21 protein-coding genes are annotated in these 22,581 nt (G+C 59.4%); 9 read left to right on the top strand and 12 right to left on the bottom strand.

All coding sequences use genetic code 11. The features are described from left to right. Window positions 1-41: 41 nt before the first annotated feature. The 5 genes from BQ9846_RS14050 to BQ9846_RS14030 all read right to left on the bottom strand — a co-directional run bounded on the left by BQ9846_RS14050 (window position 42) and on the right by BQ9846_RS14030 (window position 4,469). Window positions 42-527: a DUF3429 domain-containing protein gene (locus BQ9846_RS14050; RefSeq protein WP_075881564.1), complete on the bottom strand. Its 486-nt coding sequence runs from the start codon at window positions 525-527 to the stop codon at window positions 42-44. Between the two features lie 11 nt (window positions 528-538). Further along, window positions 539-1,960: a DASH family cryptochrome gene (locus BQ9846_RS14045; protein ID WP_075881563.1), complete on the bottom strand. Its 1,422-nt coding sequence runs from the start codon at window positions 1,958-1,960 to the stop codon at window positions 539-541. After that, the gene (locus tag BQ9846_RS14040; protein WP_075881562.1) at window positions 1,957-2,121 is read right to left on the bottom strand and encodes a DUF2256 domain-containing protein; all 165 of its coding nucleotides are present in this window, start codon (window positions 2,119-2,121) and stop codon (window positions 1,957-1,959) included. The genes BQ9846_RS14045 and BQ9846_RS14040 overlap by 4 nt, the downstream gene beginning before the upstream one ends. Window positions 2,122-2,311: 190 nt before the next feature. Then, window positions 2,312-3,001, bottom strand: a complete 690-nt coding sequence (locus BQ9846_RS14035; protein WP_075881561.1) for a CBS domain-containing protein — start codon at window positions 2,999-3,001, stop codon at window positions 2,312-2,314. A 310-nt stretch (window positions 3,002-3,311) separates the two neighbouring features. Further along, the gene (locus BQ9846_RS14030; protein ID WP_075881560.1) at window positions 3,312-4,469 is read right to left on the bottom strand and encodes an RNA-guided endonuclease TnpB family protein; all 1,158 of its coding nucleotides are present in this window, start codon (window positions 4,467-4,469) and stop codon (window positions 3,312-3,314) included. A gap of 204 nt (window positions 4,470-4,673) precedes the next feature. Between BQ9846_RS14030 and BQ9846_RS14025 the strand changes: the two genes are divergently transcribed. Together BQ9846_RS14025 and BQ9846_RS14020 are read left to right on the top strand one after the other, a co-directional pair. Next, window positions 4,674-5,645 carry a J domain-containing protein gene (locus BQ9846_RS14025; RefSeq protein ID WP_075881559.1) on the top strand — a complete coding sequence of 324 codons (972 nt, stop codon included), beginning with the start codon at window positions 4,674-4,676 and terminating at the stop codon, window positions 5,643-5,645. Between the two features lie 43 nt (window positions 5,646-5,688). Continuing rightward, on the top strand, window positions 5,689-6,120 hold the full coding sequence (locus BQ9846_RS14020; RefSeq protein WP_075881558.1) for a hypothetical protein: 432 nt from the start codon (window positions 5,689-5,691) through the stop codon (window positions 6,118-6,120). Here the strand turns inward: BQ9846_RS14020 and BQ9846_RS14015 are convergent. Further along, the gene (locus BQ9846_RS14015) at window positions 6,037-8,304 is read right to left on the bottom strand and encodes a mechanosensitive ion channel family protein (protein WP_075881766.1); all 2,268 of its coding nucleotides are present in this window, start codon (window positions 8,302-8,304) and stop codon (window positions 6,037-6,039) included. The genes BQ9846_RS14020 and BQ9846_RS14015 overlap by 84 nt on opposite strands. Before the next feature lie 170 nt (window positions 8,305-8,474). Here BQ9846_RS14015 and BQ9846_RS14010 point away from each other — a divergent pair, with 170 nt between their 5' ends. Together BQ9846_RS14010 and BQ9846_RS14005 are read left to right on the top strand one after the other, a co-directional pair. Continuing rightward, the gene (locus tag BQ9846_RS14010; RefSeq protein WP_075881557.1) at window positions 8,475-9,488 is read left to right on the top strand and encodes an amidoligase family protein; all 1,014 of its coding nucleotides are present in this window, start codon (window positions 8,475-8,477) and stop codon (window positions 9,486-9,488) included. Between the two features lie 39 nt (window positions 9,489-9,527). Next, on the top strand, window positions 9,528-10,211 hold the full coding sequence (locus BQ9846_RS14005) for a gamma-glutamyl-gamma-aminobutyrate hydrolase family protein (protein WP_075881556.1): 684 nt from the start codon (window positions 9,528-9,530) through the stop codon (window positions 10,209-10,211). Between the two features lie 10 nt (window positions 10,212-10,221). Here the strand turns inward: BQ9846_RS14005 and tpx are convergent, their stop codons facing one another. Beyond that, on the bottom strand, window positions 10,222-10,725 hold the full coding sequence (gene tpx / locus BQ9846_RS14000; RefSeq protein ID WP_075881555.1) for a thiol peroxidase: 504 nt from the start codon (window positions 10,723-10,725) through the stop codon (window positions 10,222-10,224). A gap of 179 nt (window positions 10,726-10,904) precedes the next feature. Between tpx and BQ9846_RS13995 the strand changes: the two genes are divergently transcribed. After that, the gene (locus BQ9846_RS13995; RefSeq protein ID WP_075881554.1) at window positions 10,905-11,633 is read left to right on the top strand and encodes a glutamine amidotransferase; all 729 of its coding nucleotides are present in this window, start codon (window positions 10,905-10,907) and stop codon (window positions 11,631-11,633) included. Window positions 11,634-11,651: 18 nt separating this feature from the next. On the opposite strand, the gene nfi is transcribed toward BQ9846_RS13995, so the two are convergent. Beyond that, window positions 11,652-12,350: a deoxyribonuclease V gene (gene nfi, locus BQ9846_RS13990; RefSeq protein WP_235818968.1), complete on the bottom strand. Its 699-nt coding sequence runs from the start codon at window positions 12,348-12,350 to the stop codon at window positions 11,652-11,654. After that, entirely contained in the window at window positions 12,337-14,040 is a 1,704-nt protein-coding gene (locus tag BQ9846_RS13985) for a DEAD/DEAH box helicase (protein ID WP_075881553.1), read from the bottom strand. The genes nfi and BQ9846_RS13985 overlap by 14 nt, the downstream gene beginning before the upstream one ends. Window positions 14,041-14,555: 515 nt before the next feature. On the opposite strand from BQ9846_RS13985, the gene BQ9846_RS13980 reads away from it, so the two are divergent. Together BQ9846_RS13980 and BQ9846_RS13975 are read left to right on the top strand one after the other, a co-directional pair. After that, window positions 14,556-14,753, top strand: coding sequence for a CsbD family protein (locus BQ9846_RS13980; protein ID WP_075881552.1), 198 nt, complete (start codon window positions 14,556-14,558; stop codon window positions 14,751-14,753). 115 nt (window positions 14,754-14,868) lie between these two features. Then, window positions 14,869-15,363, top strand: coding sequence for a PRC-barrel domain-containing protein (locus BQ9846_RS13975; RefSeq protein WP_075881551.1), 495 nt, complete (start codon window positions 14,869-14,871; stop codon window positions 15,361-15,363). 96 nt (window positions 15,364-15,459) lie between these two features. Here BQ9846_RS13975 and BQ9846_RS13970 read toward each other — a convergent pair whose 3' ends face one another. Together BQ9846_RS13970 and BQ9846_RS13965 are read right to left on the bottom strand one after the other, a co-directional pair. Beyond that, window positions 15,460-16,455, bottom strand: a complete 996-nt coding sequence (locus tag BQ9846_RS13970) for a glutathione S-transferase family protein (RefSeq protein ID WP_075881550.1) — start codon at window positions 16,453-16,455, stop codon at window positions 15,460-15,462. A 70-nt stretch (window positions 16,456-16,525) separates the two neighbouring features. After that, window positions 16,526-17,446, bottom strand: coding sequence for a LysR family transcriptional regulator (locus tag BQ9846_RS13965; RefSeq protein ID WP_075881549.1), 921 nt, complete (start codon window positions 17,444-17,446; stop codon window positions 16,526-16,528). 570 nt (window positions 17,447-18,016) lie between these two features. Here BQ9846_RS13965 and BQ9846_RS13960 point away from each other — a divergent pair. Together BQ9846_RS13960 and BQ9846_RS13955 are read left to right on the top strand one after the other, a co-directional pair. Continuing rightward, complete coding sequence (locus BQ9846_RS13960; RefSeq protein WP_083651583.1) at window positions 18,017-18,799, top strand: pirin family protein; 783 nt, start codon at window positions 18,017-18,019, stop codon at window positions 18,797-18,799. Between the two features lie 238 nt (window positions 18,800-19,037). Beyond that, entirely contained in the window at window positions 19,038-20,777 is a 1,740-nt protein-coding gene (locus tag BQ9846_RS13955) for a peptidoglycan DD-metalloendopeptidase family protein (protein WP_075881547.1), read from the top strand. Window positions 20,778-20,832: 55 nt separating this feature from the next. On the opposite strand, the gene BQ9846_RS13950 is transcribed toward BQ9846_RS13955, so the two are convergent. Then, the gene (locus BQ9846_RS13950) at window positions 20,833-22,494 is read right to left on the bottom strand and encodes a L,D-transpeptidase family protein (protein ID WP_075881546.1); all 1,662 of its coding nucleotides are present in this window, start codon (window positions 22,492-22,494) and stop codon (window positions 20,833-20,835) included. Window positions 22,495-22,581 lie beyond the last annotated feature (87 nt).

Raw genomic sequence — 22,581 nt, 5'->3', positions numbered from 1 at the left:
TGATCACTCACAATGGCGACAAACGCTAGCCCTCGGCGTGACTACCACGCGCTATCACCTAGGCGAGTGATCATACCAATATGGGCGAGCACCACGCCCACGGTCAGTACTGAACGCAGTAGTAAGTACCAGGCCGGCCAGCCTAGGCGCCCTTCTCGGCTCAAGTCATACGCCCAAATCAGCACAAAGCCAATCATCAACACCCATAACCCAGTGACGAGATTTAACATCAGCGCGGGCCAAGCGACTAAGCTGGGCAACATGGCGATGAGCAAACGGCGAATATCGCCAGGATGGCGCTCATGATCGGTACGCTGAATCACCGCCCCCCAGTGCACGCCCCCGAGGAAAGACAGAATCACGGCGCTGTAGTAGAGAAAACCGTATACCGCGTTGACCTGCCATACCATGGGGCCTAAAAAAGCGACCCCAAGCGTCAACCCGAAAGGCAGCAACCCGGCTAAACCGAGCAACCAAGCCGTTTTACCCCGGCCATGTAGCGTGATTTTTTTATCCAGGGCGGACATCGGCTCTCCTTTTATGCGTTGGTATGCGCAGCGGCTGGGTGGTCGATCAACCACCGCTGCCAGGCGTTAGGCTCGACTCTGGGCGGTGAGTAGGTGTCTGGCCGCACCCGCCACGGCTGCTGACGCGATAAATCGCAGGGTAGCGCAGCCATTTCCGGCAGCCAATGGGCGACGTAAAACCCTTTAGGATCGTAGCAGCCCGCCTGCTTTATCACATTAAAGTAGCGCTCCTGACGCGGATCGCGGCCTACGCCCGCGATGTAGCGCCAATTCCCCCAGTTACTGGCCACATCGTAATCGATTAAGCAGTGTTCAAACCACGCCGCCCCCAAACGCCAATCAACCCCTAGGTCTTTCACCAGAAAGCTCGCCACGTTTTGCCGCGCGCGGTTGGAAATCCAGCCCGTCAGGCGTAGCTCATGCATGGCCGCATCCACGAAAGGCAAGCCGGTTTTGCCTTCGCACCAGGCGGTAAAGTGCGCACACGGCACGGGCAACGCATGCGCGCCAAACATCGCGGCTTGTTCAAGCTGGGCAGCGCGATGGAAATATTCGCGCCACAGCAGTTCAAAGGTGATCCAGTAGCTCGATTCACTGCTGCCGTTTTTTGCTTCCCAGGCTTTCACTTCGTGATGCACCTGGCTCGGTGTCATACAGCCGTGGGCAAGCCAAGGCGATAGGCGCGTGGAGAAGTTCGCCCCCAGCAGGCCATTGCGGGTTTCCTTGTAGGAGGCGGGGCCGTTTTGCGCCCATACATAGTGCTTTAAACGGGCTAAACCGGCGGCCTCTCCGCCTTCATAAGCGAAACCTTGCCGCTCATCCGGCTGCCAGGCGGCGGTGATGTCACAAACGTTTTGCAGCGGCGGAAACCCACGCGAGGCCTCCGGCCACGGCGGCAGCGTCACCGGGGCCGGCAGCGGTTTATTGAGCGTACAGGGGGCTTCTACTTGGCGCCGAAAAGCGGAAAAACTGCGGGGTAGCGCATTAAGGGCAAAGGGCAGCGCCTCAAGGTCGATCAATACCCCGCTTTCCACCATGTCAAGCTTAGTGCTTTCAGGCAGCTCGGCTGCAAGCGCTTTGATATCAGCGACTTCCTCAACGCCGGCTTGCTTGGCAACGCGCACGGTACGCGCGCCTAGCTGCCAGGCTAAGGCCGCCACTTCCTCAGCGGGTGAGCCGATACGCACCAAAAGATCGCTACCCCGGCGCAGCAGCTCACCGCGAAGCTCTATCAAGCTCTGCCATAAAAACCGCAGTCGGGCCGGGCCGATGCGCGGGGTGGTATCGCCGGGAAAAGGGGCTTGCAGCCAGCGCTGATCGAGCACATAGACGCATAACAGCTGCTCAGGGGGCTGTTCAAAGTGCAGCAATGGATTGTCCGCCACGCGCAACTCATTGTGCAACCAGACAATGTCAAGGGAAGAGGGTCTCATGCGCTCGCCCCCCTTGCGCGGTCAAATAACTTGGCTGAACGGCGGCAGCGTTCACTGCAGTAGCGTACGTCGTCCCAGCAGCGCGCCCACTTTTTACGCCAGGTAAACGGACGCTGGCAGTATGCACACGATTTTTGCGGTAGGTCGGCTTTGCGTCGCATGGCATCGTCACTTTGAGGGTGCAAGAGCAATCAGTACAAACACTGTACACCAATGCCTCAAAAATTGACAATTCTGTATAGGAAATATAGCGCCAGTGGAAAAAGAGCCTATGTTAATAAGCGCCCAATAAAAAACCGCCGAGTTTATCGGCGGCATGCTTGCTGAATAGCGGCTTCACGAAATTCCGCGCTAGTACCCGCCGACGCCTTTGGGCACCAAGCCGAGGTTGTTTTCCACCTTAGTGACGCCAGGCGTGTTCTCCGCGGCCACTTGCACCGCCTTTCTCTGCTCATTGGATTCGACCAAGCCCCAAAGCTCCGCGACGCCCTCGCTGACAATGACGCTAATACCTGCCACGCGTACGCCCGTATTCTCTTCCACTTCTTTGAGAATCGCTTCGCGTATGGCGCGATCATCGCCCGGCGCTTCGCCAGTGGTGACCTCTGAGCTTGCCAGTCCTTGAAGCAGGTTGGCACGGCTAACAATACCCACCAGCTTGCCGTCGCTCACCACCGGAACACGTTTAATGCGGTGCTTTTCAAGCAGACGCGCAATCTTATGCAGCGGTGTGCTCTCGTCGATGGTGAGGGGGTCAGGCGTCATGACCTCACTCGCTTTGCGCCCGTGCGACTTCACGTACTCCGTGGCGTTTTTTTGCCCGGCGAACAGTGAAAGCCACCAGGAACGCTCTTCGCCCTCTTCGCTTTTGACGCGCCGCATAAGATCGCCTTCCGACACAATGCCCAGCACTTTCTGCGCGTCATCCACCACGGGCACAGCGCTGATGTGGTGGGTCAACAGCAGCTTGGCAATCGCATTCACGTCCTCTTCGGGTCCCACACTGATCACATCGTGGGTCATAATATCGGCAGCTTGCATCTAGGTCTCCTTGGCTCGGAAAAATGCATCTTGATAGGAGCATAGTTGGCTCTTAAGCGAGTTTCCATTGCACACCAAGGCAATACGTTGGCACAACCGCTCAAACGGCTTAACGTTGACCTAGCGCAGGCCGTACACTCCGTTAATGTTGTTCACTTTGCTTGACCTCCTCCCCTCCCTCAGCTTCTTAGGAAGCTGCCGCCTACGGCGGAAAGGAAGGGGATTCCCTGGTTGTCGCCTTCCAGGTTCCTGCTTCACAGCCCGTTGCCCTTGGTGATAGCACCGCCGGTCTTACACAAGCTCCACAGGCTTAACCTCCCGTGAGCCCCACGGTAGTTTTTTCATGCTGACGGAGCTTGTCGGCCCCCGCTAGTATCGCTTTTCCCGATTGCAGAATATTGCGAGCGGCGTTTACGTCGCGGTCGATGCCTTGGGTGCCACAGCTCGGGCAATCCCAGGTGCGGGTATGGAGCGGCATCTTGTCAGTGATATGACCACAGTGAAAACAGCGTTTCGAGCTGGGATACCACTTGTCGATCTGGACGAAATCGCGCCCGTAGCGCTCGGCCTTAAAGGTCAGTTGTTGGGTGAGCTGATGCCAGCCCACGTCGCTAATGGCCTTGGCCAGTGAGCGGTTTTTCAGCAGGTTCTTGACCTGCAAGCTCTCGGCAGCAATAACTTGGTTCTCGTGAATAAGCTGCGTGGAGAGTTTGTGGGTGGCGTCACGGCGCTGATCGGCCAGTTTGGCATGTACCTTGGCCACCCGAAGCCGCGCTTTGGCGCGGTTTTGCGAGCCTTTTTGTTTACGCGACAGGTTCCGTTGCGCCCGTGCCAGTTTGCGCTCGGTACGGCGTAGAAAGCGCGGGTTGGGGATTTTGTCGCCGTCACTGGTAATAACGCGGTGCGTCAGCCCCAGGTCGATACCGACCATCTTCGGTGTCACGGGCAGCGGTGTGGCTGCTTCTTCCACCAAAAAACTGACATGGTAACGGCCAGCGGTGTCACAGCTTACTGTGATGCTGCTCGGTGTGCCGGCAAAATGCCGACTCCAGCGGATAGCCAGCGGGTCTTTGTGTTTGGCGAGCCACAGCTTGCCGTCGCGCCAGCGAAAACCGTTGGCCATATAAGTGGCCGATTGCTTGCGCTGCTTCTTCTTGAAGGTGGGGTATCGCACTTGGCCTTTGAAAAAGTGGCTAAACGCCCGATCCAGATGCCGGAGCGATTGTTGCAAGCAGACATTGGACACCTCGGCCAGAAACGCCGTGTCGGGCTGTTTTTTGAGGGTGGTGAGCGCTTTGGCCGTGGCGTTGTAGCCCATCCGCTCCTGACGCTCAAACCAGGCATCGGTGCGCTGGCGCAGGAAGTGGTTGTAGACGTACCGCACGCAGCCAAACGTCCGGGCAAGCTGGTCAGCTTGCTCGGGCGTGGGATAGAACCGATAACGGTAGGCGCGGTGTACGGTTGTCATGATTAAAAGTTAACGCGGTAAATATAGTACGTCAACCAGGAGGCGCTGAGCGCCTCGCGCTTTCCTTCCTCGCACTAGAAGTACGAGGTTTGACGCGCATTTTGATCAATACTTGTGTGACCTGGAGCGTGTCAGGCTTGCCATCTGCCGCGTGTAAGGCGACCATTGCTCGCTGTTTCCCCCCCACTGCCTTGGAGCCCGGGAATGTCGATTGCCCGTTTTTCCCCTTTTGAGCTGGTGCTGCTCCAAAGCCGCAGCCAAGTGGATACGGCAACGCTGCTGCTGCTAGCGTGGGTACTCGTTAACCGCCAGCCGATCACCGAAGGCCAGCGACGCAGGCGCCTCGCCCAGGTGACCGCGCAATTTCGTCACGGCCATGAGTTAGCCCCGATACTGCAGATCGCCCGGAGCCAAGACCTGCAGGCGATACAGCTCGCCGCTGAGGTACTGCGCAAAGAGTGCTCGCAAGAGCGTGGCCTAAGCATCATGCATCAGGCGATTACCGTGGCGACCGACGACGGTACGCTCTCGCTGGCCAACCATTACATACTGCGCTTTCTTGCTGACCTATTAGGCGTGCTCCCGGAAACCCTCGGCACGCTGTTTAAGGAACTCACCGGTGAAGCCCTCAAGGCGCCGGAGGATATAAGTACCGAGGCGTATTGGCGCCGCCATGACCCACAATACTATGAGCGTAAAGCGCAGGAAGCCGCGGAAAAAGAGCAGGCTAAGGCACGCGCGGAAGAAGCCCAGCGGCAGCAGCAAGAGCAGCGAGAGCAGCGAGAGCAGCGAGAGCAAGAAAAACAGCGCCGCCGCCAGGCGCGTGAGGAGCAGGCGCGGGCTAAGCGCGAGCGCGCTCAGCAGGAGAAAGCCCAGCGCCGGCAGCAAAAACAGCACGATGCCCACCAGCGCCAGCGCTATGATCAACGCGGCCAACACCAACACGATGGGCAGCGCCAGCAAACACCGCCAGATCGCACCTCGCGGGCATTGGCGGTTCTGGGGCTGACCGAAGGCGCCAACCGCAGTGATATTCGCCGCGCCTACCGGCGTATGGCGCAGCTGCACCACCCGGATCGCTTCTTCTCCGAGAGCGAACAGCAGGTCGCGTTGGCTTCAGCGCGTTTTCAACGCATCAAAAATGCGTATGATTACCTGATGCAAACCTATAGATAATGTGAACCTATGGTTAACAGACAGCCACGGATACCGACCCTCTATGCGTGACTTGTACCAGCGGTTGACGCTGCCGCCCAATGCCACGCCGCAAGAGCTTCAACGTGCCATTGAGGCGTGCCAACACAGCGCGTTAAAGCAGGATGCCGAAGCGGTGCTCGCCCTCCCCGAGCGCCGCGACGCATACGACGAGCTGCACGCCACAGTAAGTGACATCGGCCGCTTACGCTCACGCCTAGGGCTCTCCCATGGTGCCCATTGGCAAGGCAACGTCGCCAACGACTTCTCCCTGCCGCCGGATAACGCGATTTCGCGCCACGATGAACTCGTCGACCGCGTCAGTCACGCTGTCACGCTGTATAACCGCTGGCGGCGCTTTCGCGGCATCTGGCTACTCGTCGCCACCTTCGGGGTTGGCGCTGGTGCGGGCCTTGCCGCTGGGTTCGTCTTGTGCATGCGCTGGTGGGCGGCTTAATTCGCTTGAATGGTCATCCACCTCCTCTGTTGCGTGAGCGCTAGAGTGTGCCTCCATATTGATACTCATACGCGGTACGCCCAGCTCAAGCGCTTGCTCTTCCATGCGCTGCTTCAGCAGTAAGTTAAAGGCCCGCGCGACGTCCCACTGCATTTCCGGGGCCGTGCGAAAGCGCATGCGCAAAATCGGGCAGCCGTCTTCAAAGGCGTGGATGCCCTGCATCTCCAGCGGCGACCAGATGTAGTGACGCATCATCGGGTCTTGGCGCAGCGCTTGGGCGGTCTCCTGCATCAGTGTGATCGCCGCGTCGATTTTCATATCAAAGGGAATGCGGATCTTCATTAGCGCAATGCCGAACTGCCGCGACATATTATGAATCGACTGAATACGGCTGAAGGTAATGATGTGGACAACGCCGTCAAGGTCGCGCAGGCGCACCGTACGCAGCGTTAACCCCTCGACCGTGCCCATGTGGCCATTGATTTCGACGAAGTCATCCACCGCCAGGGAGTCTTCGATCAAAATAAAGATCCCGGTAATCAAATCCTGTACCAGGGTTTGCGCCCCGAAACCCAGCGCCAAACCGATCACACCGGCACCGGCGAGCAGCGGCGTGACGTTAACCCCTAGATTCGCCAGCCCCACAATCCCGGCGATAATCAAGATGGTGACAAATATCACGTTGCGGATCATTGGCGTGATGGTCTGCGCCCGCGCCTTGTTCACCCGGCGCCCGCGTGAGCGCGCCGATGAGATCAGCGCGCGCTGAATCGCCGTGTCGGCAAAAATCCATACCAGCCAGGCCAGCAGCACCGTCGCCCCCAGGCTTAAAAGCGCCTGGCCAATACGCGCACTGGTGACCCCTTGCTGGCCCAGACCAAAAAGCGAACCGCCCCACACCTGCATAAAGAGCTCGGCAAACACCGCCCACGCAGAAATATGCGCCAGCACAAAACCAAAGCGCTCCAAACGTTTACGGTACTCGCTATAGCGGTGGCGATGGCGATGGCGGCGCTTGCTCATCCGCTCGGCGTGGCGGCGCAAAAGCCCGGTCACCACCAGCGTGAGCACCAGCAGGCTAGCGGAAATAATCGAGCGCGCCAGGGCCGTGCCAACATCGCCTGCGGTGATAAAAATCGCCAGCAGCGAGCCCACCACGAGCAGCAGCGCGGGAATGTGCCACATTCCGCCTAGCGCGCGGCTCAGCTCCACCGCCGTGCTAGCATCGCGGCGCTGACGATACGGGCGATTACAAATAAGATGGCGAATCGGACGTTTAAACTTAAAGATAAAACGCGCTGACAGTATCGCGGCCATGATATTTGAGAACACCGAGATCAGCCCCGAAAGCTCGTCCCCCAGCATGACCACCAAGCGGTTGGAACTCACCGCATCGCCGAGGGCGATAAGCGCCCCGATGACGAAGAGTGTTCGCAACGCACGAAGCTGAAGTAAGCGCACGGCGGTGAAGCGGTGGCCGCGGCTAAAGAAGGCGATAACGGTTTCAAAAACCACCGAAAGCGCCCGCCCACACACACAGACATACGCCAGCACTTGGATAGCGGTACGTCCCGGGCTAGGGGGCAGTATCTGCCCCAACCCGAGCACAATCGCAAACGACAAGACCCACGGCAGCATACGGCGCAAAAAGTGCACCGCCAGCAGCCAGCCGCGCGGGTCCCGAGGCAAGTCGAGTGGCCAGCCTTTGCGATTGGCGATTAAGCGCCCCGAGGCCACCATCACCACCAGCAGCACCGCCCAGATCACGCCCAACACGGCACCATCGGCGACGGTGCGAATTAGCTCTGCCCGGCTGATGCTATCGCCAAGGTTTTCAAGCCCTTCCACGCCGCGGGTGAGCTGCTGCGACCACTGCTGTGTCGGTGAATCACCTCCTTGCGCCTGCTCGCCAATGTCGGTCAGTGTGTCGGCCAGCGCGCCCAACAAGCCCTGGCGCCCAACGACATCCTGCTCGGTGGCCTCGGTTGCGGTTTGCAGCGCTTTTAACGATTGCAGCAGCTGTTCGCGCTGCTGCTCGTTCTCCAGCATCGTGACCACGTCATCCAGCGACTGCTGAAAGGACTCACGGCTGACCTCCTCGCTCGGCTCCCCGCCGCTACTGAGCCCCGGGATCGAAACCGACTGCGCATGAGCCGGGACCGCGAACAGGCAGAAAAATAGCATTAACGCGGCCACGCCCCGCCCAATGAAGGCCGCCGGACAGACGACCGATGTGTGCTGTCGCACGTAACTCTCCTTGCTCTTGACGCTTGCTCATCATGACGGCATTCACCGCCCTGCGCCTGTCTATGATAGGCTGAGCCCCTCGTTTGTTCACCTCACAGGATGTTGAGATGGCGCTCAAAACCCCTCCCGCCAAAGCTAACACCGACGGTCGAATCCGCCGCGTGGGCGTGGAAATTGAATTTGCCGGCTTGCCGCCCCGAGATACCGCCCAGCTGGTCAATGACGTCTTTGGCGGCGAGCTTAACGTGGTCAGCCCTCACCGGCTACAGGTCAACAATACGCGCTGGGGCGATTTCAGTATTGAGCTCGACACCCAATTTGCCCACCCAGACAGCAAAATCCTGGAAGAGAGCGCGCACCTTGATACCGAGTGGGCACGCCAACAGCACCAGATGCGCGTGGAGTTCCACCAAAAAACCCGCGAACTGATCGGCGATATGGTGACGGGCCTGGTGCCCACCGAGATTGTTTGCCCACCGGTGGCGTGGGAGCAGTTGCCCGAGCTCGACCAGCTTTTCGACGCCCTACGCGAGCACGGCGCCAAAGGCACGGACGCCAGCCTGCTCTACGGTTTTGGGCTGCACTTGAATCCCGAGGCGGCAACGCTCGATGTTAACTACCTGCTGTCGATGCTACGCGCGTATGTGCTGCTCGCCCCTTGGCTGCGTGAACAGATCAACGTTGACATCACCCGCGAAGTGCTGCCCCACGCCAACCCATTTCCTAAAGAGTATGCCCTCAAGATACTCGATGCCGCGTATCAGCCTGATCTTAAAACGCTGATCGATGACTACTTGGATCATAACCCCACGCGCAACCGAGAGCTGGACATGCTACCGCTGTTTGCGCACGCTTGCCCGGATCACCCGCATAAACTCTTGCACAGCAAGCTCACCAAGCCGCGCCCCACCTTCCATTACCGCTTGCCCAACGCCCAGCTCTCTGAGCCGCAGTGGGGGTCGGTGACCGAATGGAACCGCTGGGTCGAGGTCGAAAATTTGGCAGCCGACCACCAAGAACTGGCGCGCCGCTGCGCGGCGTATATTACCGAGCAGAAACGCCCTTTTTATATTCGCTGGCCCAAGCGGATTCGCCGCTGGTGGCAACGTCAGCGCCACTAATTAACTTTTATTGAATGTTATGATGGAGAGTGTCGCTGCATGCCACGTCCTGTGATTGGAATTACCACGTCTGACCGCAAAAGCCGCCTTGCCTGGTGGTTCGATTGGTTTGCCGTCTGGCGACATGGCGGCCGCCCGCTGCGGCTCTCCCCTTCGCGCCCGAAACCGGAACACCTAGACGGTTTGATCATCGGCGGCGGGGATGACATACAAGCCCACCTTTACGATGCTGAAGTGCAGCTCGATGTGCGCGTCGACCCTGAACGCGACGAACTAGAGCTTGAGCTGTTGGCGCGCTTTATCCCCCAACATACGCCCGTGCTGGGGATTTGCCGCGGCGCTCAACTGCTCAACGTCCACCTCGGCGGCACCCTTGACCCGGATATTTACACCACGCACGAAGGGCTAAAGCAGCGCCGCACGGTACTGCCGCGCAAGACCGTGGATATCGTCGGCGATAGCAAACTGCATCGGTTGTTGGGCGTGACCTGGTGCCGCGTCAACAGCCTCCACCATCAGGCGGTCAACCAAGCGGGGGAAGGGGTGGATATTGTGGCGCGCGACCGCGACGGCTTGGTGCAGGGGATCGAGTCGCGCCACCACGATTTCTTAATCGGGGTGCAGTGGCATCCGGAGTGGCTCATTTTCAACCGCCCTCAACAGCGCCTTATCAATGCCCTGGTGAGAGCGGCCAAACGGCGTGTCAGCGACGAAAAACGTTAACGCCTATCGCTTACTTGTTTAGCGCCGCCAGTGCCGCGTCGTAGTCCGGCTCGTTTTTAATTTCGCTCACAAGCTCACTGTGGAGCACGCGGTTATCGGTCTCCAGCACCACGACCGCGCGCGCGCAGAGCCCCTCCATCGGATTGTTCTTAAACGCCACGCCCCACGCTTCGGCGAACTCCGGGTGGCGAAACGTCGAAAGCATCTCCACGTCATCTAGCCCTTCGGCACCGCAAAAGCGTAGCGCGGCGAACGGCAGATCGGCCGAAATCACCAGCACCACGGTGTCGGGAAGCGTCGACGCCACCTCATTAAAGTGCCGTGTCGAGGCCGCGCACGTCGGGGTATCGACGCTGGGTATGATATTGAGCACTTTGCGCTTGCCGGCGTAATCGTCAAGGGTGACGTCTTTCATCTCGACGTTGGTCAGCGTCAATGCCGGGGCTGCCTCGCCCTTGGCCGGCAACGTCCCGGCCACTTCCATCGGTTCACCCGCGCGAGTCACTTGGGGCATGGTTCAATCCTCTTGCGTCATGGGGAGAGTGTAGCGTTTGCTACCTTAACAGCCCAATGGCTGCCGAGACGACTATAGCAGCTTGGCGATACCAGATGGCTAAGGGCCGCCATGGGGTCGAAAAATGGCCTTACCGAGGCTAATGTAGCTAGCTCGCTAACGCACAACAAGGATGCCCCATGCCCGCTTCTCCCAAGCGCCTCGTGATTATCAAAACCGGCGATGCCTTCCCCGATGTGGTGGCGCATCACGGCGATTTTGAAACGCTGTTTGCCCGGCAGCTAAACCCTGCGCTGACAGACGGTATGGCGCTAGAGGTGGTTGACGCGCCGCGCGGCCAGCCCCTTCCCGAGCCTACGGCCCTTGCCGGCATCGTGGTGACCGGCTCGCACAGCATGGTCAGCGACGCCGAGCCTTGGAGTGAGCGGCTCAAGCCGTGGCTACGCCAGGTATTTTCCGCCAATGTGCCCATGCTAGGCGTTTGCTACGGGCACCAACTCATGGCGGCGGCCTTTGGCGGGGTTAGCGGCTATCACCCAGCGGGACGCGAATCGGGCACTTACCCCGTTCGCCTGACGGCAGCCGGCCGCGAGGATACGCTACTCGGGCAGCTACCCGCAGAGTTCGCCGCCCACTTAACCCACGCGCAGTCGGTATTGACACCGCCGGCGGATGCCACGGTGCTCGCGTGCAATGCCCACGATCCGTATCAGGCGCTACGCTACGGGCCGCGCCAGTGGAGCGTGCAGTTTCATCCGGAGTTTACCCCGCCGGTGATGCAGCGCTATCTTGCCCATCAGCGCGAGGCCTTGGAAAAGCAGGGAGAAAATATTCAGGTATTGCACAACGCCGTTCACGACACACCCGAAGCAACAAGCCTGCTGCCGCGCTTTATCGCGCTACTGTGAGCGTGCCCGCGCCACGCTTTAGTTGATAGGGCCACGCCGGGAAGCGAGGCGATCGGCGAGTCGTGTGGGTTCGGGGAGTTTGGTGCGATACAGACAGCGCACGACCCAGGTCAGCGCTGAGTCAAAACTGATGCGGTGTCCAGGTGAGATATAGAGGGGTTTGACGTTAACGCGAGAGCGCAGTACCGCGCCGATACGCTCCCCCTTATGCTCAAGGGGTGTCCAATCGCCGCGATGCTCGCCGACTGACGCGTGCGTGCCGCACAACCGCGACTTGGCCACGCCAATGGTGGGAAGGTCCAGCCATAGCCCCAGATGAGAGGCCACGCCCAAACGTCGCGGATGGGCAATGCCCTGGCCGTCGACCATGACGAGTTCGGGCTGGGTTTCTAGCTTGGCGAAGGCACCCAAGGCTGCCGGCACTTCGCGAAACGACAAAAGCCCAGGGACATACGCCATGCGCGTGGGCTCGCGATGCACCACCTGTTCGACCACCTCAAAAGGCGGCCCCTCGGGCGAGTACTTCACCACGACCACGGCGGCTCGGGTGGTATCGCCACCGTCCTCAAAACCAATATCGACCCCGCCGATATGCCCGACGGGGTCGATGGCGTCAGCACAGACGACATGCTGTGCTAGACGGGACTGCAGCGCTCGCGCCTTTTCAGGCGCGAGGTCCCACGGATGCTCGATAGCGGAACGATCAAGCACGCTCACGGCGGCGCACGGGCGCATCGCCATCGTCACGACGACGGCGCGGCGCGCGTTCCGGGGCGCTATCTTCGCTGATTTCCAGCGGACGACCGGCCACACGGGCACGCGCCATCTTGGCCAGAATCGAGCTTGGCAAACCGCTGGGCAGCTCGACCACAGAGAAGGCATTGCGAATATCGATACGACCGATGCGCGCACCCTCGATGCCGCCTTCGTTGGCCAGCGCGCCCACCAGCTGACCCGGCTTAACGCCGTCTTTATGGCCCACGGAGACGCGGTAACGGATCATGCCTTCGCTCGGCGCGCCGCCACGTTCGCGACGACCCGCCGGCTTGCCACCGTCACGCGGTGCCCGCTCTTTGCGCGGCGCCTGCAAGCGGCCGATCGGCGCTTCGTCGGCACGGGCCAATGCCGCAAAGGCACACGCCAGCTCGACGGGATCGTAACCCTCTGCGACCAAACGCTCGACCAGCGCACGCTGCTCATCGGCCCCTTTGGTCAGCGAGGCGATCACCCGCTGATGGAAGACATCATCGCGGTGAGCACGAATCGCGGACTCATCGGGCAGCGGCATTTCGGCCATTTTCTGACCGGTGGCCTGCTCCATCCAACCGACTTTGCGCCCTTCACGGAAACCGGCAAAGGTAATCGCGATGCCGCTACGCCCCGCGCGACCGGTACGCCCGATGCGGTGGGTATAGGCTTCGGAGTCCTGGGGCAGGTCGTAGTTGATGACGTGGCTGACGCGCGGCACGTCGAGGCCGCGTGCGGCAACGTCGGTGGCGATCAGCACGTCGACCTTGCCGCGCTTTAAGCGCTGGATCGTGCGCTCACGCAGGCTCTGGTCGAGATCACCCGACAGGCCAGCGGCATTGACGCCACGCGCGGTCAGCTGCTCGACCAGCGTGGTGCAGGCGGCACGGGTGCGCACGAAGACAATCGCCGCATCCACCGGCTCTACTTCTAAAATGCGCGACAGCGCTTCCAGCTTGGCGCCACCGTCAACGCGCACAAGGCGCTGTTCGATGTTTTCACCGGTGGTGGTGCGCGACTCAATCGCGACTTTCACCGGGTCAACCAGGTAGCGGTTGACGATGCGCTCGATTTCCGTCGGCAGGGTGGCGGAGAAGAACACGCGCTGCGCTTCTTTGGGGGTATCGGCCACGACACGTTTTACGTCGTCGATAAAGCCCATGCGCAGCATTTCGTCGGCTTCGTCGAGCACCAGCGCCGAGAGGCCATCGAGTTTCAAGCTACCGCGATCCAGGTGATCAATCACCCGACCCGGTGTGCCCACCACGACTTGCGCGCCACGCTTTAGCGCGCCGAGCTGTTCACGATACTCTTGGCCGCCGCACAGGGTGGCCACTTCCAGGCCCGAAAGCTTCTGTCCGTAGCGGCTGAAAGAGACCGCGACTTGTTGGGCCAACTCGCGGGTCGGCGCCAGCACTAAGACTTGCGGCTCGCGGCGTGTCAGGTCTAAACGCGACAGCAGCGGTAAGGCGAACGCCGCCGTTTTACCCGTGCCCGTTTGCGCTTGGCCGAGCATATCGCGGCCTTCGAGCAGCGCAGGAATGGTTTGCGCCTGAATAGGCGAGGGGGTTTCGTAACCCAGAGATTCAACAGCAGACAAAACGGCAGGCAATAGAGCCAGATCGCCGAAGCTCGGCGAGACGACAGAAGTCGAGGACATTAATCACACCTTGGTAGGCCGTGGCATTCACGGCAAAAAACATCAAAAGCGTCTCTGACTCGATGACTCACATAACGCCATAGGCAATAAACTGGCTGTATGTAATCAGTCACCGCTTCCGCTTGTGGCGGAATGCGTCAAAGTGAGTCGGAGACACCGGTCGCACCTAGCATTGGGTGGGCTAGCCGCAGTTGCGGGCCAACCGCTGTGGCGACCTTCAGCACCGGCTTATCCTTCAAGCCCATGGCTTGGTAAGCGGCGCACCATCTTCACACATCAATGAGCTCCCGTAGGGGGTAGGCTCTGCGCTAGCTTAAGCGCTTAGCACTCAAGCATTCGTCATGATGGAGGGGTCAGCACATGCGAGGAGCGCGCATTCTAACATCACCGCTGGCCCCTGGCCAGTTTTTCTCTGCCTGTTTTTAAGCCTTCCTCCTTGCTGCGCGCCGTATTTGATCTAGCCTGATAAGAGCCTTATCCATTCCGTAGCACCTGAAACCTGAAGGAGCAATGCGATGAACTGGGATCAAATAGAAGGCCGCTGGGCCGAAATGAAGGGCAAAGCACATGCGACCTGGGGCGAGCTTACCGACGGTGACCTGGAGCAAATCGGCGGTAAACGTGACGAGTTGGTGGGCAAGCTACAGCAAAGGTACGGCTTAGCGAAAGAGGAAGCCGAGCGCAAAGTGGACGAGTGGGTAAACGGGCGGTAACGACTCGCTGCCTTAGCACTATCTAATCGTTACTACTATCCAATCGTTACTACTACTCAATCGTCGCTTTAGTGTTCCAACATTACCGAGCTTCGTAGCCGCAAGGAGAGATGCTATGCGCAGATTCATCATTACCCCGGCCATCGGGGTCGCTCTGCTCAGCGGGGTTGCCTTTAGTGCCCATGCAGCTCCCAACCAGCCACAAGGCATGTACTCGGCGGACGACATCATGGACGCGGAGGTCTATCTTGAAGGCGATACCAATGAAAGTATCGGCGAAGTTGACGATATTCTGCTGAATGAAGCGATGAAGGTCAGCTCCCTGGTCGTTGAGAGCGGTGACGTACTCGGGCTAGGCGGGCGTGAAATCGTCATCCATTCGGATTACTTTCGCCTTGAAACCTATACAGACGGGAATGATACCAACCACCGCATTCTGGTCACCGCATCTGAAGAGGAAGTAGCGTCCTTTCCTGCTTACGACCGCGACTGGTGGGAACAGGCCAAAACCAACGCACGCGATGCGTGGGAGACCACCGAGCAAGAGCTTGAAAGCGCGTGGCAATACACACGCGATGCCATCAACACCGACGCAGATAGCCCAGAGTAAACACGCTTGTCGCTTTAACCGCGAAAAGCAAAAGGCAAAAGCCACTTGTCGCAGCGAAGAGCTGCTCAGTGGCTTTTAGGTTATCCCACCGTTTATTTACTTTTGCTGGCGCACGCCTTGGCCCAATAGCCGCTCGCGGTCGTGGGAGCGCTCAAAATCCAAAAGCGGCCCAGCGGGCACGATACGGGTGGGGTTGATGGTATCGTGACTGTAATAGTAGTGGCGCTGAATGTGGTCCAGGTTGACCGTCTCGGCGACACCCGGCCACTGATAAAGCTCGCGTAGATAGTTCGACAGGTGGGGGAAATCCTCGATGCGCTTCAGGTTGCACTTAAAGTGCCCGTGGTAGACCGCATCGAAGCGCACCAGCGTGGTGAACAGACGAATATCCGCCTCGGTCAACCACTTCCCCGCCAGATAGCGTTGCTCGCCTAGGCGCTTCTCCATCCGCTCAAGCGCTTCGAAAAGCGCATGCACATGCTTTTCATAGACGTTTTGCTCGGTAGCGAAGCCCGATTTATACACGCCGTTGTTGATATGGTCGTAAACGTCGGCATTGACGGCGTCGATCTCCTCGCGCAGATCCGCCGGATAGAAATCCAGCCGGTTGCCGGTGATACCATCAAACGCACGGTTGAGAATACGCAGCAAATCCGCCGACTCATTGTTAACGATACAGCGGCGCTTCTTGTCCCACAGCACCGGCACCGTCACCCGCCCGGTGTAGCCGGGGTCGGTCAGGGTATAAAGCTCACGATGATAGGTCACGCCATTGATGGGATCGCCGCTTGAGCCTTCGCCCTTGTGGTAGGTCCAACCCTGGTCGAGCATCAAGGGGCTAACGTGAGAGACACCGATGAGCGATTCCAGCCCTTTAAGCTTACGCATCACCAGGGTGCGGTGCGCCCAAGGGCAGGCAAGGGAAACATAGAGATGGTAGCGGTCGGCTTCCGCCGGGTGCGAAGTGACACCTTCGGGCGCACCGTCGCCGACCCAATCGCGCAACTTTGCCGACTCCCGTACGAACTCCCCGCCGTGTTTTTTCGTGTCGTACCACTGATCGTGCCACTCGCCGTTAATAAGTAGGCCCATAAGGCGTCTCCTGTAAGCATTGCTTGTGCTTTCAGCATACGCCCCGGCGCTCAAGGCTCAAGCGGATGTTTTACCGCGTAGCGTTCGATGGCGTCGAATTATCCGCCGCGCATGCGGTCACCGCCTTTTTCAACGCCACCGCCATGGCGTGGGCAGCGGGACCGGCACGGTCACGGTCGCGAAAGATCAGTTGAATGGGCACCTCGCGCACGCCGCCTGCCGTTAGCGGCAACGGTTTCAGCTCGCCGCTAGCCAGTTCATCGGCAATACGCGTTTCGGGTAGCCAGGCAAAGCCCAGGCCACGCTTGACCATGTCCAGCGACGTATTCAGATGGCTGACGGTCCAGCGCTGTTCGGCTTTTAGCCAGCCGGCGTTGGCCGATTGACGTAGCGCCGAGTCCCGCACCACCAACTGGCGAAACTGCGCCAGATCGCGCAGGTCGAGCGCGCGACCGAGCTGGTGCAAAGCGTGCTGGGGGTGGGCGACCGCGATAAAACGCACGGTCACCAGCGGCTCGCCTAAGAACCCCTGCGCCTCCAGCCCTGTCACCACCAGGTCGGCACGCCCATCGTAGAGCATCTCAATACTGCCATTGAGCACGCTTTCGTGCAGCTGAACGCGTACCTGCGGGTAGGTGGTAGAGAAGTGCTCAAGCGCCTTCGCCTGCGCCGCTTCAGGGAAGGTCTGGTCGATCGCCACCACTACCTCCGCTTCAAGCCCTGACGCCAGCCGCGAGGCGACATCCTCCAGCGACGCCGCGCTCTCGATCAGCTGGCGGGCGCGGCGCAGCAGTAACTCACCCGCTTCGGTCAAGCGCACTTGGCGCCCAACGGGCTCGAGTACCTGCACGCCAAGCTGCTCTTCGAGTTTATGAACGGCGTGGTTAAGCGTAGAGGGGCTTTTATGCACGGCTTCCGCCGCGCGGGCAAACCCCCCGTGATCCACCACGGCGGCTAACATTTGCCACTGGGCAAGGGTGACACGTGACATTTCGATTTCCTCGACGCATTAGAGCGAAACTATGCGCTTAATTTTCGAAAAAACCTCACTAGAATGCCAGGAAACCGTTGGTTATACCTACCTTCCACCGATTTAATCGTTAACCGCGCGCACGCGGCTAGCCCAAAGCGTGTCACTTGGAGGCTTTTTATCAACCAGCGCGTAAAACCGCTTACTTTTAGTGAGCGGATGGATAGCGCGGCATCCGCAGGATGCCCTTGCTGTCGGCATATACAGTGCTATACTGCACATGTCGACACGACCTACCGAGGGGCACTCGGGAAGATACGTCTGTGGAGACGATGTGAGACCTGGGGGATAGGCGTTGGTTCGTCACCGTAAAAATCCCCACTGGGACTTTTACGGCGATAACCAAGCCATTCCCTCGGGCAGTCGTCTTGGAAGCAGAAACCAGGAAGGTGACAACCTGGGAATCCCCTTCCTTTCCGTCGTTAGACGGCAGCGCAAGCTGAGGGAGGGGAGGATGTCAAGGTCCCGCAACAGCGCACTATTGAGCGTCGCATTCCCGCACACCCGAGCCAAGACGGCGACGGCGTTAAAATGAAGCGTATCCATGAGTTCGGCGGAGGCTTAGACCCTTTCTTAATGCTGGATGAATTGCGCGCCAGCGCCGACGATGCGCATATAGGCGGGGTCCCGCCACATCCACACCGGGGCATTCAAACGCTCACCTATATCATTCATGGTGGGCTCACCCACGAAGACCACTTAAGCCACCGCAGCACGATCTATCCAGGCGACGCGCAGTGGATGCACACCGGGCACGGCATGATTCACTCCGAAATGCCGTTGACCGACGAGAACGGTTTGCTCGCATTTCAACTATGGCTTAATTTGCCGGCCACGGAGAAAATGAGCACCCCGACCTATCGTGACGTGCGCCACGCCCAAATGCCGACACTGGCAGTGGATAACGGTCAACTGGTGGCGCTGGGTGGCCAGTGGCAAACCCACGCGGGGAGCATCAACGGACCACTGGATGCGCTGGCGGGGAACGGCGGGGTCAGCCACCTGACGCTTGCCGCTAAAGGGGAAATTGAGCTAAAAATCGCCGCCACGACGCTCTGCGCTTACGTTTTTCAAGGCGCACTTAACTGTGGCGGCGAAACGGCGAGTGCTGGCGAGCTCATCCGCTTCAGCGCCGGCGATAGCCTGAGGTTAACTACATCGGAAGGGGCGCAGGCGTTACTGCTGGCGGGTGAGCCGCACCATGAACCCATTGCTCACTACGGCCCTTTTGTCATGAATACGCGAGCTGAGCTAGATCAAGCCTTGCGCGACTATCGCGATGGCACCTTTACCCAATCCCCCCCAACTTCTTGAGTTGTTAATGGCCGCCAAAAAGAAAGTTTTGTGCCATTGGGTCAGTATTTCGTCCGATTGTGTTAACAAACAGCGTTTGAAAATAATAGTAGGGTGAAAAACGCGTCGCCCGTGGCGGCGCGATCTTTTTGTGTATACGCGTACAGTCTATGCACCTGTTACGTCATGGGGTAAGGTTTCGCCACTAGTCCTTTTTTAGTTACTTTTTTATTACCTAACTTTGGCGGCCAATCCACCCATGTTGCGAATCCTCCATTCGCTGCCCCGCACGCATAAATTATTACTGTTACCTGTGGCGACGATGGTCACGGTGCTGGGCACACAGAAATTAATCACGACGTATCAAAGTCTGGACACAGAACACACCCCGGTTGAGAGCGTTTTTGTTCCGCTCCCTAGCGACTCGACCCCCGGCGTCCCTTCCCTGCAGGAAGAGCGAACGCCCATGGCCAACGCGATTGGCAAAGCATCCCGCGCCCTCGATGCCACACGCAATCACATTCCGCTCAGCCATCTGCAAGCGATGGAAGTCATCGACCTCGACATGGTCGATAGCGCATCGGCAAATGCCGCTACCTCACCTGATCTCTCTGCCGAACCCGCCCCTGCCGAACCCGCCCCTGCCGAAGCGCGCCACGCCGCGGCGCCCGCCGATAGCATTATCGATGACGGCGCCCTGCATATGGCCGTGGTGGTGGGAACATTAAGCAGTGGTATGCTGGACGCCGAAAGCGAGACCAGCGCCACGATGGCCGATGCCTCCTCCTACGACGCCACATCGTATGAAGACTACGGCATCGACCTCTTTGATGATATCTCCTACTTCGACTTGGAGCTTGACGCCGAGGAGCCGTACGTTCCCGAGTGGCAAACCCATATTGTCGAACCCGGCGACACCTTTGCGGTCCTGGCGCAAAACAAACTCGGCTTGGGCTACAGCGAGGTATTAACGCTGCTCGACCAACTACCCAACGCCCGCCTTCTGACCCATTGGCGCGCCGGGCACAGCTTCGACTACCAACTCGACGAAGATAATCGCCTGCTATCGCTGCGCATGATGAAAAACACCCGCGATGGCGTGTTGGTTGAACGTGCGGACGAGCAGTACGCCGTCACCCTCATTGAGCGTCAGGGCGAACCGGTTCAACGCTTGTACGCAGGCAGCATTAGCGGCAGCTTTGCGCGCTCTGCTCAGGCCACTGGCTTAAACAGCGCCGAGGTCACGGAACTCACGCGCCTGCTGGAGAAAAAGCTCGACTTTCGCCGTGATAGCCGCCGGGACGATAAGTTTCAGGTGCTTGTCGAGTCGGACATGATCGAAGGCGAAACCCTCGACTCACGGGTGTTAGCCGTTCGCTACGAAGGCGAGCGCATGGATCTAACCGTCGTGCGCAATGCCACCGACAATAAGTTCTACACCGCCGAAGGCAAGAGTTTGGATCCGGCTTTCTCACGCTACCCCTTTGATGGCCGCTATCGCTTAAGCTCGAATTTCAACCCTCGCCGCAAACACCCGGTCACTGGGCGCGTTAGCCCCCACAACGGTACCGATTTCGCCATGCCGATTGGCACACCGATCACGTCTCCGGCCAGCGGCCGCGTCGAGCGCGTGGCTAGCCACTATGCGGCGGGCCGCTATGTGGTGATTCGCCACGACAACGGCTATCGCACCCGCTATTTGCACCTGTCAAAGCCGCTTGTCAGCCGCGGCCAGCGGGTGGAAATGGGCGAACGCATCGCACTCTCGGGCAACTCCGGGCGCAGCACCGGCCCCCACCTGCATTATGAAGTGCATGTGAATAACTCGCCGGTTAACGCCATGAAGGTGGATCTTCCCGAAAACACGAGCCTAAGCGGCGATACCCTGATTGCGTTCCAACGCCAGGCGGAGCCGATGCTAGCGGCGCTAGAGAGTGGCGAGACCGGTACCATCAACGTTGCTTCTTACGACAATGACGCCGTAGAAAATCGCGACTGAACCTAGCCAGGACTCACGCTAACCTCATCAGAAAAGACAACGTTTATTTAACAAGCTAGCGCCGGTTCAGCGCATTAAGCACGCGCTGATCACGCCGGTAAACGTCCTCTCGGAAGGTCATCTCTCCGGCTTCATCGGGCCATGCGGTGACATAGTGCAGCGCCACCGGAATCGCCTGCGGCAGGTTAACGTTAATATCGCTGCGCGGCTTATTGATCAACGTTTCTAGCCGATAGCCGCTTCCGGTGTCCTTTAACAGCATCCGAGCCAATTCACGCACCCCCTCCACGCGTACGCAACCCGAACTCAGCGCCCGTTGGTCACGCCTAAAGAGCCCTTGTGCAGGGGTATCGTGCAGATAAATCATTTCGCTGTTCGGAAAGCGCACCACCACGCGACCCAGCGGATTGGATTGACCGGCTGGTTGGCGCAGCATGACGTTACCCGGTGACGCCCAATCGATCTCATGGGGGTTTAGCACCTCACCGCTATAACTGATCGCATTGATGCCGCGCTCGGCTAGGTAATCAGGATCTCTTCGCACTTCGGGCAGAATATCCTCGCGCATAATCGTCGGCGGCAGCGTCCAGGAGGGGTTCACCGTCAGGTGGGTGATCCGTGAGTTAATGACCGGTGTTTCGCGACGCGACGAGCCCACCACGATCCGCGAGGACCAGCGCTCTCCATTAGGGCGCAGATACGCCATCCGGTAGCCGGCAATATCGACCCATACATGGGGCTTATGGGAAAACCAGGGCGCGATCCAGCGGCCCCGCTCTAAGTTGACGCGTAGCTGCTCCACCCGCGTGGTTACCGAGGCATTCAGCGCTCTGCGCGTTTTCTCTCCGACGACGCCATCGGCCTCCAGAAGATGGCGGCGCTGAAAGCGCTTTAGCGCTGCTTCAAGCTCACGATCAAATTCGCGCGACTCCTGCCCTTCGATTCGTATTTGCGGGTAAGCCTCTGGGCGACCCGAAACAAGTCCCGACTCTCCCCAGTAGGTAAGGCGCTGGCGCAGCGCGACCACATCATCGTCGCGATCACCGGGGCGCAATGCTGCCTCGCGCGAAGGGAAGAGGGGCGCACTGCCCTGCTGGGCAAGCGCCCGGTACCGAGAGAGCGCTTCACGCAGCGGTTGATAATAAGGGCGTTGCGGGCGCGCCTGAGCAAAGGCCTGCTCAACCGCTCCATTAAGAACGGCCTGGGTAATGCTTGCCACGGGTAGCGCATCCAGCCTCGGCGGGCGGTCCCATCGAGGCGCTACCTCACGCGGGTTCAGCTTGCCGTTTTGCAGGTGATTCAGCGCCTTTAAAAGCGCGCGCGTGGCGCTAAGATCAAACGCTGCCTGTGCTGCGACATCTTGGCTTTGGCTGCGCTGAAACTTGGCTTTTAACCTTCCGGCGCCGTAATGCGACGGCGTGAGACCATCGTCGGCGACCCCTTCAAGCGCGGCCACCAGCGCTTCGACCCGATCAGCGTCCTGCCAGACAAGCCGTTGCCCCACGTGTTGGTAAAAAGCGGCCAGCGGCAACCCCTCGTTTTGTTGTGCCGAGATGTCTGCGTTTGACAACTCCAACAGAGCCGTTTGCGCACTCGCCGGCAGTGTCTTCTGCGCGCTGACCGGCGCTGATACCAGCAGCGTCAGCGCCAAACAAACCGTCGGCCCCCACCTTTGCCGCGCCAGCGTTGACCGTTGTTGTCGATGAACCTCGTGCATCGCCCTCTCCTTGCGTTACGATAACGGCCTTGGTGGCTACACCACACCTTTTGACGGCTTGTACCCCTTTCAGATTAACCAGGATGA

This window comes from Vreelandella massiliensis, from assembly GCF_900155385.1.
GTDB classification, from domain to species: Bacteria; Pseudomonadota; Gammaproteobacteria; order Pseudomonadales; family Halomonadaceae; genus Vreelandella; species Vreelandella massiliensis.
The sequence above is the reverse complement of the archived record's forward strand: the minus strand, read 5'-3'. Positions and strand labels throughout refer to the sequence as shown.

Coding starts and splice junctions, on each gene's coding strand:
- BQ9846_RS13980 (WP_075881552.1), top strand. CDS start 14,556: ATGAACTGGGATCAAATAGAAGGCCGCTGGGCCGAAATGAAGGGCAAA.
- BQ9846_RS13970 (WP_075881550.1), bottom strand. CDS start 16,455: ATGGGCCTACTTATTAACGGCGAGTGGCACGATCAGTGGTACGACACG.
- BQ9846_RS14050 (WP_075881564.1), bottom strand. CDS start 527: ATGTCCGCCCTGGATAAAAAAATCACGCTACATGGCCGGGGTAAAACG.
- BQ9846_RS13995 (WP_075881554.1), top strand. CDS start 10,905: ATGCCCGCTTCTCCCAAGCGCCTCGTGATTATCAAAACCGGCGATGCC.
- BQ9846_RS14030 (WP_075881560.1), bottom strand. CDS start 4,469: ATGACAACCGTACACCGCGCCTACCGTTATCGGTTCTATCCCACGCCC.
- BQ9846_RS14045 (WP_075881563.1), bottom strand. CDS start 1,960: ATGAGACCCTCTTCCCTTGACATTGTCTGGTTGCACAATGAGTTGCGC.
- BQ9846_RS14005 (WP_075881556.1), top strand. CDS start 9,528: ATGCCACGTCCTGTGATTGGAATTACCACGTCTGACCGCAAAAGCCGC.
- BQ9846_RS13975 (WP_075881551.1), top strand. CDS start 14,869: ATGCGCAGATTCATCATTACCCCGGCCATCGGGGTCGCTCTGCTCAGC.
- BQ9846_RS13960 (WP_083651583.1), top strand. CDS start 18,017: ATGAAGCGTATCCATGAGTTCGGCGGAGGCTTAGACCCTTTCTTAATG.
- BQ9846_RS14035 (WP_075881561.1), bottom strand. CDS start 3,001: ATGCAAGCTGCCGATATTATGACCCACGATGTGATCAGTGTGGGACCC.
- BQ9846_RS14015 (WP_075881766.1), bottom strand. CDS start 8,304: ATGCTATTTTTCTGCCTGTTCGCGGTCCCGGCTCATGCGCAGTCGGTT.
- BQ9846_RS13955 (WP_075881547.1), top strand. CDS start 19,038: ATGTTGCGAATCCTCCATTCGCTGCCCCGCACGCATAAATTATTACTG.
- BQ9846_RS14025 (WP_075881559.1), top strand. CDS start 4,674: ATGTCGATTGCCCGTTTTTCCCCTTTTGAGCTGGTGCTGCTCCAAAGC.
- tpx (WP_075881555.1), bottom strand. CDS start 10,725: ATGCCCCAAGTGACTCGCGCGGGTGAACCGATGGAAGTGGCCGGGACG.
- BQ9846_RS14020 (WP_075881558.1), top strand. CDS start 5,689: ATGCGTGACTTGTACCAGCGGTTGACGCTGCCGCCCAATGCCACGCCG.
- BQ9846_RS13985 (WP_075881553.1), bottom strand. CDS start 14,040: ATGTCCTCGACTTCTGTCGTCTCGCCGAGCTTCGGCGATCTGGCTCTA.
- BQ9846_RS14040 (WP_075881562.1), bottom strand. CDS start 2,121: ATGCGACGCAAAGCCGACCTACCGCAAAAATCGTGTGCATACTGCCAG.
- BQ9846_RS13965 (WP_075881549.1), bottom strand. CDS start 17,446: ATGTCACGTGTCACCCTTGCCCAGTGGCAAATGTTAGCCGCCGTGGTG.
- BQ9846_RS14010 (WP_075881557.1), top strand. CDS start 8,475: ATGGCGCTCAAAACCCCTCCCGCCAAAGCTAACACCGACGGTCGAATC.
- BQ9846_RS13950 (WP_075881546.1), bottom strand. CDS start 22,494: ATGCACGAGGTTCATCGACAACAACGGTCAACGCTGGCGCGGCAAAGG.